The 14,209-nt window shown below is 60.8% G+C and carries 14 protein-coding genes; 3 read left to right on the top strand and 11 right to left on the bottom strand.

What is annotated here, in order from left to right:
- Positions 1–272 precede the first annotated feature (272 nt).
- Positions 273–1,565: an Nramp family divalent metal transporter gene (locus NKH97_RS21605; protein ID WP_128303878.1), complete on the top strand. Its 1,293-nt coding sequence runs from the start codon at positions 273–275 to the stop codon at positions 1,563–1,565.
- A gap of 87 nt (positions 1,566–1,652) precedes the next feature.
- Complete coding sequence (locus tag NKH97_RS21600) at positions 1,653–2,147, top strand: hypothetical protein (protein ID WP_023809493.1); 495 nt, start codon at positions 1,653–1,655, stop codon at positions 2,145–2,147.
- Between the two features lie 72 nt (positions 2,148–2,219).
- Here the strand turns inward: NKH97_RS21600 and katE are convergent, their stop codons facing one another.
- A complete protein-coding gene (gene katE, locus NKH97_RS21595; RefSeq protein WP_352798741.1) occupies positions 2,220–4,331 on the bottom strand; it encodes a catalase in 2,112 nt (703 codons plus the stop codon).
- A 291-nt stretch (positions 4,332–4,622) separates the two neighbouring features.
- On the opposite strand from katE, the gene NKH97_RS21590 reads away from it, so the two are divergent.
- Positions 4,623–5,186, top strand: coding sequence for a sigma-70 family RNA polymerase sigma factor (locus NKH97_RS21590; protein WP_127292180.1), 564 nt, complete (start codon positions 4,623–4,625; stop codon positions 5,184–5,186).
- On the opposite strand, the gene NKH97_RS21585 is transcribed toward NKH97_RS21590, so the two are convergent.
- The 10 genes from NKH97_RS21585 to NKH97_RS21540 form a co-directional block, all read right to left on the bottom strand.
- Complete coding sequence (locus NKH97_RS21585; protein ID WP_127292183.1) at positions 5,187–5,363, bottom strand: hypothetical protein; 177 nt, start codon at positions 5,361–5,363, stop codon at positions 5,187–5,189.
- Positions 5,364–5,823: 460 nt separating this feature from the next.
- Positions 5,824–6,738, bottom strand: coding sequence for a class I SAM-dependent methyltransferase (locus tag NKH97_RS21580; protein WP_128303880.1), 915 nt, complete (start codon positions 6,736–6,738; stop codon positions 5,824–5,826).
- Positions 6,739–6,741: 3 nt separating this feature from the next.
- Positions 6,742–7,728 carry a GNAT family N-acetyltransferase gene (locus NKH97_RS21575; protein ID WP_352798740.1) on the bottom strand — a complete coding sequence of 329 codons (987 nt, stop codon included), beginning with the start codon at positions 7,726–7,728 and terminating at the stop codon, positions 6,742–6,744.
- Positions 7,725–8,873 carry a glycosyltransferase gene (locus NKH97_RS21570; protein ID WP_352721180.1) on the bottom strand — a complete coding sequence of 383 codons (1,149 nt, stop codon included), beginning with the start codon at positions 8,871–8,873 and terminating at the stop codon, positions 7,725–7,727. Before NKH97_RS21570 ends, NKH97_RS21575 begins: the two co-directional genes overlap by 4 nt.
- Positions 8,874–8,879: 6 nt before the next feature.
- Positions 8,880–9,812 (bottom strand): glycoside hydrolase 5 family protein, encoded by a 933-nt coding sequence (locus NKH97_RS21565; RefSeq protein WP_023809485.1) that lies wholly within the window; start codon positions 9,810–9,812, stop codon positions 8,880–8,882.
- Positions 9,805–10,566 (bottom strand): TIGR04290 family methyltransferase, encoded by a 762-nt coding sequence (locus tag NKH97_RS21560; RefSeq protein ID WP_352675213.1) that lies wholly within the window; start codon positions 10,564–10,566, stop codon positions 9,805–9,807. The genes NKH97_RS21565 and NKH97_RS21560 overlap by 8 nt, the downstream gene beginning before the upstream one ends.
- A gap of 2 nt (positions 10,567–10,568) precedes the next feature.
- Positions 10,569–11,372 (bottom strand): sugar phosphate nucleotidyltransferase, encoded by an 804-nt coding sequence (locus NKH97_RS21555; protein WP_023809483.1) that lies wholly within the window; start codon positions 11,370–11,372, stop codon positions 10,569–10,571.
- On the bottom strand, positions 11,372–12,472 hold the full coding sequence (locus NKH97_RS21550) for a CgeB family protein (RefSeq protein WP_352551585.1): 1,101 nt from the start codon (positions 12,470–12,472) through the stop codon (positions 11,372–11,374). Before NKH97_RS21550 ends, NKH97_RS21555 begins: the two co-directional genes overlap by 1 nt.
- Before the next feature lie 14 nt (positions 12,473–12,486).
- Positions 12,487–13,083, bottom strand: a complete 597-nt coding sequence (locus NKH97_RS21545) for a histidine phosphatase family protein (RefSeq protein ID WP_023809481.1) — start codon at positions 13,081–13,083, stop codon at positions 12,487–12,489.
- A complete protein-coding gene (locus NKH97_RS21540; protein ID WP_128303885.1) occupies positions 13,080–14,183 on the bottom strand; it encodes an inositol-3-phosphate synthase in 1,104 nt (367 codons plus the stop codon). Before NKH97_RS21540 ends, NKH97_RS21545 begins: the two co-directional genes overlap by 4 nt.
- Positions 14,184–14,209 lie beyond the last annotated feature (26 nt).

The raw sequence follows: 14,209 nt of genomic DNA, 5'->3' as shown, positions 1-14,209 counted from the left end.
GGACATTCCTTCAAAGAAGTCGCCTGAATGACAGGCTTCGAGACAAGCATTCTCTTCTTCAGGGGACGGAGCATTCGCTTGGATGTTCGGCTCCGCCGAAAGAACCCGCATGGGATGAAACGCCGTCGCGGGCCGGGACTGTGTCCAGGAACAAAAAGCCTGACCAGAGGTTCGAACTTGATCTCAATGCAGCTTGAAACGGCTGCTTCATCGGCATCCGATTGGAATGTTCGTCATGATTTCTTGCGTGGCCCCGGTAAAGACGCGCTTCAATGAACAAGCCACCTGAAGAGGGCCAAAGGGCAAGCGAGCAAAAAAAAGGTGGCGTCGTTCGGGCTCTCGGGCTTGGTTTGATCACCGGCGCGGCCGATGACGACTGCTCGGCCATCGGTACCTACGCGAGCGCCGGAGCCCGGTTCGGCCCCGACCTGCTGTGGACGGCACCTGTCACGCTGCCGATGATGTATCTCGTCGTCTACCTTTCATCCAAACTTGGCCAGGTTTCGGGTCGCGGGCTCTTCAAGGTCATATCGGACTTCTATCCGCGTTGGCTGCTATGGTCTGTGCTGGTGGGCGTACTGATTGGCAACACGATCGAGGCAGCCGCCGACCTTGGCGCCATGTCGGCGGCCATCGTGCTGTTCGTTCCTCTGCCTGCTCCCTTGGTCGTCATTGTCGTTGCGGTCGTCATTTTTGCCCTGCAGGTGTTCGGATCGTATAAATTGATCCGAAATGTGTTCCGGTGGCTGGCTCTGGCTCTGCTTGCCTATGTGGTCTCCGCGGTGCTTGCCAAACCGGATGCCGCCTCCGTTCTGCGTGGCACGCTATTGCCAAAAATCGAGTTCAGCCGCGAATACCTGTCCATCCTCGTCGCCATCGTCGGGACCACGCTCTCCGCATACCTTTACACGTGGCAGTCCAATCAGGAGGTGGAGGAGGAGATCGCCAAGGGTCGAACGAGCCTCGAAGAGCGCAAAGGCGCCACCGAGGGCGAGCTGCGCCGATCCCGCCGCGATATCCTAATCGGCATGACGTTTTCCAATCTGATCATGTATTTCATCATCCTTTCGACAGGGTCGACGCTCTACAAGGCCGGGCAGACGCAGATCGAGACAGCGGCACAGGCGGCCGAAGCGCTGCGGCCGCTTGCCGGCGACGCTGCCGGCATTCTCTTTGCGGCCGGTATAATTGGCGTCGGCTTTCTGGCCGTGCCGATCATGACCGCTGGCGCCGCTTTCGATTTCGCTCAGGCGATGGGATGGAAGAATAGCTTGCATGCCAAACCCCGGCAGGCTCCCAAATTCTACATCGTGATCGGGGTCATAACGCTGGTGGCGGTGGGCCTCAATTTCTTCGGCTTCAACCCGATGAAAGCTCTGGTCTGGTCCGGCATCGTGCAAGGATTTTCAACGCCGCCGCTGCTGCTTCTCCTTCTCATCATGACCAACAACCGCAAGATCATGGGTGACAAGGTCAACAGCACAAGCACGAACATCCTGGGTGGGGTGACGATCCTGGCGATTCTTGCGGCGTCGGCGGGGTTGGTAGCAAGCTGGTTCCTGTAGCTCGCCGGGTGGGAAGGATGTTCAGGCATGGTGGAACATCGGCGGTCAAATGTCGTTGAGACGTTTGTGGGAGAAATGAGGTTGTCCATGTCAAAGTTGCAGGCCGCCACTCCGGATCGTTTAAGGCAACTCAGGCTTGAAGCTTCAGCACATTTCGCTCCGTTGATGCTGAACGAGGCCCTGTTGCGCCTTTCCCATGCCTGCGGAGCCGACAGCCTCGACCGCTTCGAGAAAGCCATGGTTGATCAAATCGAGGCAGCAAAGGACGATCGGGCCGATTTCGAATCGATCAAGGAATTCGCGATCGAGCAGCTTTACGCCCTGGTCCGGAACGCCAACGATTCGCCAAAAAAGAAACAGGCACTTGAGAAGATAGACACGCGCAGAACGCCCGGCCGTTCCGAAGAACCACAGACGCTCGAGGACCAACTGCAGGCGGGGTTGGAGGATTCCTTTCCGGCGAGCGATCCGCCCTCGGTGGTGTCCACGACCATTTCAGGCGGAGCAAAGAAGCTGGTCGGGACCGACGAGGTCCTGGAAAAGCAGCGGCAACAAGCGTCCAGCAAGGAAGGCCGCTCGTAGATCGCGGTGGCGGCTGGTGTGGCGGCAACCAAGGCCTGCGGACACGCCAACGGAACAGCTGGCGCCATCGCATCAAAGCTTGACAGCCGCCTCCCGCGCCCAGAGCCGCAGTTTGCGGCATGACTGCACAAACGCAGTTACCGAAGCTGCCGAATCCAGCCGCGTCAACCCCTCATCGGCATCGGGAGCGACGCCTGCTTTGATCAGGAGCGGCTCGGCCCCTGTGGTGAAGCCGATGAACTTGCAGTGCGCAAACGCATCAGACACGAAATCCTTCGCAGCGGCCTCCTTGACCAGCAACTCGGCGCCCGCCTCGGAGAGGAGCAGCACCACCGCGTCGAACAATACGGATGGACCGCCGTCGATCATGTGCCTTGCCTCGATGTGAGTGCCGTCGGCGGTTTCGACGCCGCCCACCTTGGGCGCAACCACCTCCATCACCGCGCCTTCCGCTTCGATGGCGGAACGAAGTTCCTCGAACAGCGCGACATCGGCTCCATCGCTAAGCATGACACCGACTTTGCGGCCTTCAAAACTATCAGGCCCATTTTGAATGATGCTGAGCGCCGGCGACGGCGGCAAGTCATCACGCGGCGTAACGGCGGCTTCGGCAGGTTCGGGCAGGTCACGGATGCCGAGCTTGTCGGCGACCGTGGTCGCCAGCGTTTCATCGATGTTCAACAAATGCGAAACCATGCGCTCGCGGATCGCCGGTGCCTGGACCTTGCTCAGTTCAAATGTCAGCGCCATCGCGATGTGACGCTGCTCCGGTGGTGTCTGGCTGTTGAAGAATTGCCGGGCCTGGCTGTAGTGATCGGCGAAGCTCTCCGCGCGCAGACGTACTTTCTGCCCTTCTTCGGCATCGGCGAAAGAACGGAAGCCACGCTGCGGATCCTCGCGCGGTCCCAGTCCCCATGAGTTCGGCTCATAATTGGCGCGACCGGCCGGGTTGCGCATGGCCATGTGCCCGTCCTGTTGAAAATGGGCGAACGGGCATTTCGGCGCGTTGATCGGCAGATGGGTAAAGTTCGGGCTGCCCAGCCGTTTCAATTGGGTATCGAGATAAGAGAAGTTGCGGCCTTGCAGAAGCGGATCGTTGGAAAAATCGATTCCGGGCGGCACATTCTGCGTCATGAACGCCACCTGCTCGGTCTCGGCGAAGAAATTATCCGGCATCCGGTCGAGCACCAGCCGACCGACGGGAATTGGTTCGAGGACCTCTTCGGGAATGATCTTCGTTGCATCCAGGATATCGAAGTCGAAACTGTCGGCAAACGCCTGATCGAACAGTTGCACCGTCAACTCCCATTCCGGGAAATTGCCGGCCTGTATGGCCTCCCACAGATCGCGGCGATGGAAGTCGGGATCGGCGCCATTGATCTTGACCGCCTCGTTCCAGACCACCGATTGCATGCCGAGCTTGGGTTTCCAGATGAACTTGACGAAGGTGGATTCGTCCTTCGCGTTGACGAGGCGGAACGTGTGCACACCAAAGCCTTGCATGAAGCGGAAGGAACGCGGGATCGCGCGATCCGACATGATCCACATCACCATGTGCATCGATTCCGGCATCAGGCTGATGAAGTCCCAGAAATTGTCGTGCGCCGTCTGTGCCTGCGGAAAGGCGCGGTCGGGCTCCTGTTTGGCGGCGTGGATCAGATCGGGAAACTTGATGGCGTCCTGGATGAAGAAGACCGGGATGTTGTTGCCGACCAGGTCCCAATTGCCTTCCTTGGTGTAGAGCTTGACCGCGAAGCCGCGCACGTCGCGGGCGAGATCGAACGAGCCCTTGTTGCCGGCAACCGTCGAGAAACGAACGAATGCCGGCGTCTTTTCACCAACTCGCTGGAAAATGTCGGCACGTGTGTATTTGGAAAGTGACTCGTAGGTCTCGAAAAAACCATGCGCACCGTAGCCGCGGGCATGAACGACCCTTTCCGGGATGCGTTCGTGGTCGAAGTGGAAAATCTTCTCGCGAAAGTGAAAGTCCTCGATCAGCGATGGTCCGCGCTCACCGATCCGCAATGTGTTTTGGTCGTCGGAGACAGGCGTTCCGAGCGCCGTCGTAAGGGCAGGCGTTTCATCCCCCGCGATCTGGTGCAACTCGCCGCCATTTCCGCGCGCGCTATTCTGATCCAGTCCACTTGCCGATTGGCGAGCGGAGGGGCGAGCGGATTTGGCCATGACAGGTCCTCGATCGATACCGGAAGGTTGAAGTGGTCAAGCCATCAAACTGCCGGTGAGCGGCTTTGTTCCCGTAAAAAATGGACGCTGGAGACACCGCTGCCGGAGGAGCCGTGACTGCTGCGGCGATGGTGCGCGCCGATCGGATGACAGATATCTCCGCCTGCGCAGAATTTATGAAGAGTTGTCTCCAGCACGAGGAACGAACCAAACTTCCATGCATTTAGCTGGGGCTGCGTTCACACACTCTTTCTTCTGGGAGCTGGACCATTGTCATCCGGAGGCTGCCTTTTGGCCGACCAGGAAACCAATGAAGTTTCCATCGTTGACCTGATACCTGCCCTGCGGGCATTCGCGCGCACCTTCTGCCGCGTCCCCGACGACGCCGACGATCTCGTGCAGGAGACACTGACCAAGGGTCTCGCCAACATCGACAAGTTCGAACCCGGTACGCGCATGAAGTCGTGGCTCTTCACCATCATGCGCAACACTTATTACACCCGGGTCAAGATCGCTGCCCGGGAGGCGCCAGGACTGCTCGATTGCGCGTCTTCGAGACCGATTTCGGAAGCCACCCAGGAATGGACCGTTCAGAGCAGGGAAGTTCACGGCGCCATTCAAAGGCTGCCTGAACACCAACGCGAAGTCCTGATGCTGATCGGCGTTTTGGGAGTGAGCTACGAGGAAACCGCCGACATATGCGGTTGCGCGGTCGGGACGGTCAAAAGCCGACTGAACCGTGCGCGCGCCAACATCCTTGAATTCCTTGGAGAGAGTTCGCTGGAGACATTGATGGAGAGAAGAAACCAGCTTTCGGATGGTCAGCTCGATGTCGAGGTCGACGGCCGCAGATAGTCAGTTCTTCACGTCGCGTCGACGTTTCTCGACGAGCGCGTTTTGCAATTCGATCGCCAGCTTGGTCAGGCGGTCTGGAATTTTTTCCTGCTCTATGGCGGCCAGCAGGGAAGCAATCTCCTGATCCACAGCCATCTCGACATGCGGATCCGCGGTATCGTCGCTCGAACGAGACATCACATTCTCTTGATAGCGGTCCCTTGATCCTAGTGTGGTGGTAAGCGCCTTGCATTACAAGGCGGTGTCCACCGCCAAGAAGCTCACCAGCGGCCCCTTGCACAGGTTTATTTCCTTGCTGCTCCTTCGTCGCCGCGGGCCATGGACGCGCTGCGGTGGCGTTCAGTCCTTCGGCAATCGGTCAGCGGCGTCACCCGGATATTGATCGGACTTGATCCGATTGCCGTCCTGCCCGCGCTCCTGGCATGCTGCTTCTTGTCGCGATTCGACAAGACCGCGTTTTCTTCGATCTCGTCCTTCTCCGGGGAGATCACCGCGCCGGCGCCGGCACTCTTGCTTGGCTGCTGCGGCCGAAATGTTTTTTACCGCCGGATGCCATGATATCCTCCTTCGAATCGGGGACACTCGTCGGTGCCCGTTGTTCGACGTCCGAACTGGCATCGCGCTGTAATGTTCCGCTTCACCCAGCGAGCAGAAAGGCGTCGCCGTCCCACGACCGAAACGGCTTCTCGCCGTCGATGAGGACCCGCAATTGATGAGCTTGCGCCAGACGGCCGATATCATCGCGGTCTGAGAGAAGTGATCCGCGATAGGAATAGTTCAGCAAGGCGAGCCAGCCCGGCCGTTTCAGAACGCGCGCAATTTCGTCGAAATGCCGATCAGCCATGCCGGCCAGAACCAGATAGGGAAAGCTGTCCACCGCCAGCACGCAATCGAAACTGGCATCGGCGAATTCGGACAGATCGAGACCGGAGGTTTGTCGCAACTCGACATTGCCGAGTGCGGCGCATTGCTCGGAGGCGATGGAGATCATCCGCGGCGATATGTCGATGCCGACCATCCGCTTGAAGGATTTGCACAGCGCACGCTCGAAACGGCCGATGCCGCAACCGATGTCGAGGATGCTCCGTTCCCTTCCGGTGAATTCTCGCGCTTCCAGCCATGCAACGATTTCGTTGGTCGTGGCTGTGAGCCTTGCCTCATCGCCGAGGGATGCCAGTTGGACACTCGCGGCTCCCGAAATCGCTGCCGCGGCATCGAAGCTGGAGGCCAGCCGCCTGACGACAGCGACATTCGTCTCATCCTCATTGCGCTCATGCCGAACGGCGCCACCCGCTGCCTGCAACATGGCGAAGACGTCTGGCTTGCAGCGCAGCAGTCCGGCGACCTTTCGCAGCCTTGCTGCGTCGCCGGCATCCGCCGGCTGGACCTTCAGCACGACCTCCGCCAATTCCGCCGCTCCAATTGTGGGCGGCAGGTGGAGCGCCAGTCTGACGAGAACGCCTTCGGCGCAAATGCCATCGGCCACGCAGTCTTCAACCGCCAGCCTGACCGATGTCAGGCGCCGGGCGGCTTTCGGTGCGGTTACACTCATGCATCAACTCCGCGTCCAGACCCTGCGCATCGTCCACCTGTCGACGGCGCCCCAGCCATATTTATAGGCCTCCTGGCCGCGCAGGAAATCGAACTCGCGCGCATCTTCGCGGATCGCTTCCGCGATTGCGTGGCCAATCAGGATCGCGCCTGGGCTCTCCTCGGCATAAGCAGGGTCGAAGCCACCGAGGTAAGCATAGGCACGGCCGCAGTGGTGAAATCCGTAATAGGCGCCGACGGTCCCGCCATCGATCGCGAACAGCCAGCATCGCACCAGACCGTGAGCATCGAGCACGGGAAGTGAGAGCCGATGGAATTGCTCGACGGCGGCGTTGGCCAACACACCGCCTCCTTGTTCGGCCCAGCGCATATTGTGCAGCCGGATCAACTGATCGAGGAAGGTTTGCGGACTGCCGCTCGCCGACGACATCGCGATCCGGCCGCATCTTGATGCGGCTTGACGCGCCCGACGCAACTGGCGTCTGCGTCTTGCGGGGACGCAGCCTGCAAGCGTTTCGTCGCCGGCGAGGGCGAGCACGGGGCAGGCGGCATGAGCGGTCGGCCAATCCATCTCGGGATGCGTCATCGCAAGGGCGACGCTGTCCTGCGGCAAGTCCGACAAGATCCATTGCACCCACCCGATCGAGAGGATCGACTCGGCGACAATGGCGACGACCTCGGCTTCGATCCCAGGGACAGCCAGAATGTCCAGGTAGTCGCTGAGCGAAATGCCGACCGGAAGCAGCTTCGAACCGGCGGTCCCATGCTCGAGATAGAGCGGCGCCAGCCCGACCAGATCGCCGCCGCGCCATACCGCGACCGTCGCCAGTTCACCGGGTGCGAATGCGTGCCACCACGGCACCAGCCAGGCGGGAGATTGAAACGGCGTCGCCGAGGGACTCTGCTGCCACAGTTTCCACCAGTGCGGCGTCAAGGCGTCGAATTCTGCGAGGTCACCGATGATTTCGCTGCGCAGCACAGCTTTACTCACGGCACCGCGGCGAAGCGCCGGCGACCACTGCCAAGCTGTGCCAGCGCCTGATAGGCGTCCATGTAAGACGAGATCATCCGTTCCAGCGAAAACCGCCGTCGCGCTTCGGCCCTGCATGTCTCGGCATCCAAGCTGGACGCCGCAAGAATGGCTTGGGCCATCTCATCGACCGTGTCGACGAGAAAGCCCGTCCTGCCGTGCTCTATGACATCGGGAAGCGCACCATTTGGAAAGGCGACCACCGGGGTACCGCAGGCGAGGGCCTCCATGGCCACAAGCGAGCTGGTCTCGGCTGCGAGGCTCGGAATGACCAGACAGCGCGCTGCGTTGAGAATGCGTCGCTTGGCGGTGAAGCCGAGCGGGCCAAGGAAGCGGCGGCGGCCATCGAGGCGAGATTGGACCTCATCGCGAAAGTACCGCGTATGCGTTTCATAGGGATAGACCTTGCCGCCGATGACCAGCGGCACATCTGCCTGTTTGGCTGCGTCGAGCGCCAGGTGGACGCCCTTTTCCGGGCAAACCCGGCTTAGAACAAGGGCAAAGTCGCGCTTCGGCTGCAGCAGGGTCAGTGCTTCGATGTCAACGCCGTTTGGAATCGGCGCCGACAGCCTGGCGCCTGATGGCGCGGTTTTCTGCTGGTTGGGCGAGACCGCATGGAGCCAGAGGTCACCGCGCGTCGGGCGCAATGCCGCGGCCGGATACCAATCCAATGGCAGGTGGAGGGTCACCAAGGTCGGACCATCGTCGGGCAGATAAGCGTCGAAATCAATGCCGTGCAGATGAACCACGTCGATGGGCCATCGGGCGCGGGCAGCCGCGATCGCGTCGCGATGGGCCTGTTGCGCGCGGCTCTTCGCCGCCTCGTCGAGTACGCCGTTTTCGGCCGGTATTTCCACAAGCGTGCCGCTCGTTCTGGAGCCTCGGCAGCCAATGACGATAGATCGATGACCGGCCTGAACCAGTGCCCGATCGAGCATCGACAGAACCTGTTCGGCACCGCCGACAGCGTCGGGGCCGACGGGTGCGAGAGGGTAGGCGACATTGAGGACGGTGAGCGTCGCGGCCGGTCGCGTCTCGTTGCCCTGCGCCGCATCTCCACCTGTCAACGGCGTCGCGGAGCCCGGCATCTGATGCATAGGCACCATGACATTTCACGCGGCCGAGGCCCGCTGCGTGGGGAGCGAGGCGGATGTCATGCCAGGCGCATAGCGGCGGATCATGGTTGAACAGAATTCCGCGAACTCCTCCGGCACCAGGGGGGGGCTGGTGTGGTGGGGCATCATTCCGCGGTGCTGAGGTGTGAAGCAGAAGGTGACCGTCACATCGAAATCGGCGAGTGCTTCCATCTGCCGGTCGAACCAGTCCAGCGCATTCGGCCGAAAGCTGTCCGCCCAGGAAAGCCCGGTACGCATATTGGTGACACCCAGCCGCTTCATCCAGGCGACCGCATCGTCCAGCCGCGGGTCTTCGAAATGAAACCACTGCACCAGGCCCATTGCGGGTGCATGGCGCAGGAATTCCTCCAGCGCGGGCTTTGGCGTGCCGTCCTGGCGCAGCAGCCCCATATGGAAATGCCGGTAATAAGACGAGCCCTCGGCTTCGCGGTGCCGCGTCGTTGCTTCCCATTCACGCGGAAGATCATAGAGGCTGTACCACTGGATGCGTGGTGCATTGCCGAGCAGCAATTCAGCTGTGCGCTTGAGCCCCCAGACTTGGATTTCCTCGGCGCCGAAGGTCGATACGCCGACTTCGCTGACCCAGATGGGAAGGTCGGTGACGGTCGCGATCTCGCCGATCTTCTGCGGCCATTCCTGGATCTGCCACAGGTTCCAGTCGAGGGGAAAGCCGTGCACGGCGACGGCGTCGACATGGTCCAGCACGCCGAATTCCTTCATCCGGGTGATGAACCCCGGATCTATCGGCGAGATGCCGCCGAGCACTTTGGTCAAAGCCGGGTTTTCAGATGCGATTGCGTCCGCCGACAGGATCGCCATCCTGGCAAAGCGGCTCCAATCAGGGTCGAGCTCGGGATCCCAATGCGATTTGTTGTTGGGCTCGTTCCAGATCATCGCGGCTTCAATCATGGCGCTGTCCTTTCGAGGGGTAGACGGGACCGCCACTGGCCGGGTCGCCGGCGGTGCGGCAGAAATAGACCTCCTGCTCCGGATGCAGGACGATTTCAAATCCGGCGCTGCGCAGCATCGCTTCGGTGCAGGCGCGGTTGGGTATCCACCAGTTGGTCGGGTCATCAGCATAGCGGTGCTCGATGAAATGGAGCTTGGGAAATTCCGGCCGCTCGAACAGGTCATGCGTCCAGAAATGATAGTTCTCTTCCATCTCCGGCAGATCTGTGCTGCCGCGCTGCATGGACTGGAAGATCATCAGGTCACCGGCGACATGCTCACGGATAAGGTCGAGCGCGAGCAAGGGGTGGCGCAAGTGATAAAGCACTCCCATGAACAGCACGACATCGAATGTTTCGCGCAGGGCGCCGACGTCGTAGACCGAAAGTTTCTGGAATTCGATTTCGCAATTGGCGATCTCGGCGGCAAAGCGGGCCTGCGCCAGATAGGCCTCATCGAAATCGATGCCGAGGACACGGGCAGCACCTCGCCGTTTCATCTCGATGGAATAGAAACCGGCATTGCAGCCGATATCCAACACCGTCTTGCCTGTCAGATCCGCGGGAATGGCCTCGGCGAATTTGCGCCATTTGATCAGCGGATAATTGCCGAGAAAATGGTTGGGAGCGGTTTCGACACCCGCCAGTTCCATGTTGTGGAACCATGGGCCGAGAGCATCGATACGGCGGCGGATTTCGGCATGGGAATGCAGCATGATCAGGCTCCTTCGCCGGGAACGACAGGCACATGCGAACGGGCACCTGGCATAATCGTGGCGGTTTGGTGATGGACGGGTGCGGCGCCGTCCTCGAGCAGCCGCAGAGCCGTGCGATAGCCATTGAACGTGCCGACATCGACATAGGCGGACCCAGCCTTGACGCCGGAGGCTTGACCTCCGGCCGCAAGGTAGGCGTTGACCAACGTGCCGATATATTCGTCACGGCATTCCCGCTCGCGCCAGAGTGCCGCAAGCTGATGCAGAATCTGGCCCGGCATCTTGAACGCACCCCAAACCCAGTTCGTGCCGGCATCCTGTTGCTTGACCTGGATTTCGATCACGCGCTCGTGGTCATCGACAATGACGGCGTCGAAGAATTCCGGACGATCCACCGGGAAGAGCAGAAATGAAAGCTGATCGTCAGGCAAATGACAGAAGCCATCCTCGGGAAACCAGATCGTGTCGGGAAGGCCGACCAGGACGACCTCATTGGGCGCGACGAGAGGAGCTGCCCGAAAAATCGCATCGCAAAGCCCAACCGGATTGGGCTGCACCACGAAGAGAGCCGCGGCGTCACCATAGCCGGCGGCGTAATATTCGAGGATGTCGGATTTGCCCGATCCAATGATGAAGCAGATCTTGTCGACGCCGGCGCGCACCATCCGCCGCACCAGATACTCGCTCACGGCGCAGGGACGCTCGGTCTGCCCATCGATCCGACTGCCGACCGGCAGCAGCTCTTTGGAGAAGCCGAGCGGCTGAATGCGGCTGCCGCGCCCGGCAGCGGGCACGATGCCCAACATCAGACTGCTTCCATCATCGGTTCGCCGGGAGATCTTTGAAAGGCGTCGTTTAGAATGTGGTCCAGCTCCGCCGCGCGCCGGGCAGAGGTGTGTTCGTCGAGAACCCGTTCGCGCGCTCGGGTTTTGATGGCATCGAGTTCTCCTGCGGGTAAGGCGAGCGCCGCGACGACGTCATCGGTGTCGTGGGCCAGCAGGATCTCGCTGCCGGGTTCGAAGAAGCTGCTTAGGCCCGGCCAGGTGTCGGTTATGATCGGCACTCCACATGCCGCAGCTTCAAACAACCGACCTGAAGGGCACCAGCCCTTTTGCGCCATCGCCTCGCGGGTGACATTCAGCGTCAGACGAGAGGATGAGAAAAACGCCGGATGATCGGCCGGCGGAAGGTGCCTGACGAAGAAGATGTTGTCGCTCCACGGGAATTCCTGCGGGTATTGTGCGCCGCCGATGACGAAGCGCTGGTCCGGCAAGCGCGCAGCTGGGCGAACCAGCAGATTTTCGACTGCTGCCTGGCGATCTGGCGCATAGGTTCCGAGATAGGACAAATCGGCCCTGAAATCGGCTCGCGGCGCTGCCGGCCGGTGTTGGTCGGGATCGACATGCCCATAGAGCGGCACCACGTGGTGCGCACCCAGCACCGACTTCAGCGCGTCGATCGCCGGGCCGCCTGTGTAACTCAGGACGAGATCGAAATCCGCAAGACCCTCGGGGCCGAAATAGGGTGGACGCTCACCTTGTTCGATGCGGGCAAGCGTGACCGGAGTGTCCAGATCGTAGAAGACACGCACTCCGCGGCCTGCCTGCTGCGCCAGCCGCGAGGCGTCCACCGCGTCGGGACAATAAGAGGTGACGATCACGACATCCGATCGTTTGATCGTTTGCTCCGCGACCCGGCGGATGTCCTCCCAGTCCGGGTAGAGCACGACGTTGCCGCCGTCCAGATGATCGAGATCGCGCGTTCCGGCATAGTAGGGTGTGTCGCGTTCGAAGAAGGTAATGGACCAGCCGCGCCGGGCGAGGGCTCTGATCAGTCCCCTCCATAAAGTGGCATGGCCGTTACCCCATGAAGACGTGACGGTAAGACCGAAAATGACCATCTGCATCCGGCAAATCCTCGTCAGGCAACTTCGTTCAATCGGATCAGCTTCGCCCCCCAGTCCCCCGACACGATCGTCGTGATCGAGGCGGGATCGATGTCGAAGCGAAAGCAGTCACCGGCCGGCAAGCCAAGGACGGTGCAGACGGCGACCTTGATCACATCGGCATGGCTGACCAGGGCGACGCATTGGTTCTGATGCCGCTCGCGGACCGCGGCCATCAGCGACACAATGCGTTGCTGGACATCCTGCATGGTCTCGCCACTCGGTGTCCTTGCCTCCTGCCGCTGGTCATTCCACGCTCGCCAACTGGCGTCGCCATTCAGCTCATCGAAAGTCTTTCCCGACCAGTCGCCGAAGTCGATCTCGTCGAGTTCGGCGCAGATCGCGATGTCCCCGACACCGCAGGCTAGCGCGATTGGCAGCGCCGTCTCTCGCGTACGCTCACGCGGGCTGCACAGGATCGCGACGATAGGCTCCCGGGCCATGCGGCCGCCAAGCTGCGCTGCCTGTGCCTTGCCGGCATCGCCGAGGCAAACGCCGTCCATCCGGCCTGCAAGATAAGAGCCGACATTGTCGTGTGCCGCATGGCGGATCAGAAAGAAGGTCGTCGTCATTCTGCGGCATCGAGCAAAGGCTCGTCCTTGCCAGCGATGAACGCAAGCGTGCGCTGCCGCGCTTCGGCGTCGGTGAACTGTTCGGGAGGCGACTTCATGAAATAACTGCAGGGACCGGTCAGGGCACCGGCTATGCCGCGATCGAGCGCCAGCTTGGCGCAGCGTAACGCATCGATCACCACGCCGGCTGAATTTGGAGAATCCCAGACTTCCAGCTTGAGTTCGGCATTGAGCGGCACGCCGCCGAAAGTCGTGCCTTCCACCCTTATATAGGCCCATTTGCGATCGGTGAGCCAAGGCACATGGTCGCTCGGACCGACATGGATATTGCCCGGCTCCAGGGGAACATCGAACTGGCTGGCCACGGACTGTGTCTTCGAGATTTTCTTCGATTCCAGCCGCTCGCGTTCCAGCATGTTGAGAAAATCGGTGTTGCCGCCGAAATTCAGCTGATAGGTGCGGTCGATGCGCACGCCGCGTTCGCGAAAGAGATTGGCCAGCAACCGGTGCACGATGGTCGCGCCGACCTGGCTCTTGATATCGTCGCCGACCAGCGGCAGTCCTCGCTGCTCAAAGCGCCGGCGCCATTCCGGACGTGAGGCGATGAAAACGGGTATGCAATTGACGAAGGCGCAGCCGGCCTCGAGTGCGCATTCGGCATAGAAGCAGGTCGCCTCCTCGGAACCCACCGGCAGGTAGGAAACCAGCACGTCAGCGTTGCTGTCGCGCAGGATCTCGCTGACATTGGCAACCGGCTCCGGAGCTTCTTCAATCTCGTCACGCAAATATTTGCCGATCCCGTCCAGCGTCGGTCCGCGCTCGACGCGAACGCCGGTTGTCAACGCGTCGGCAAAGCGGAACGTGTTGTTGGGGGCGGCGTAGATCGCTTCCGCGACGTCGAGGCCAACTTTGCTCCTGGCGACATCGAATGCGCAGACAATCTCGATGTCGTCGACATGGTAGCCGCCGAGGTCGGCATGCATCAGCCCAGGGATTGGTTCGTTGCTTTTCGCGTGACGGTAAAAGGAGAGGCCCTGCACGAGGGAGGATGCGCAGTTGCCGACACCAACGATACCAACACGAACCTTTTTCGATCCCACGAACCGCCACCCTATGTTGTTCAAAG

The sequence above is a fragment of the Mesorhizobium sp. M0870 genome (assembly GCF_040319775.1).
Taxonomy (GTDB): domain Bacteria; phylum Pseudomonadota; class Alphaproteobacteria; order Rhizobiales; family Rhizobiaceae; genus Mesorhizobium.
The sequence above is the reverse complement of the archived record's forward strand: the minus strand, read 5'-3'. Positions and strand labels throughout refer to the sequence as shown.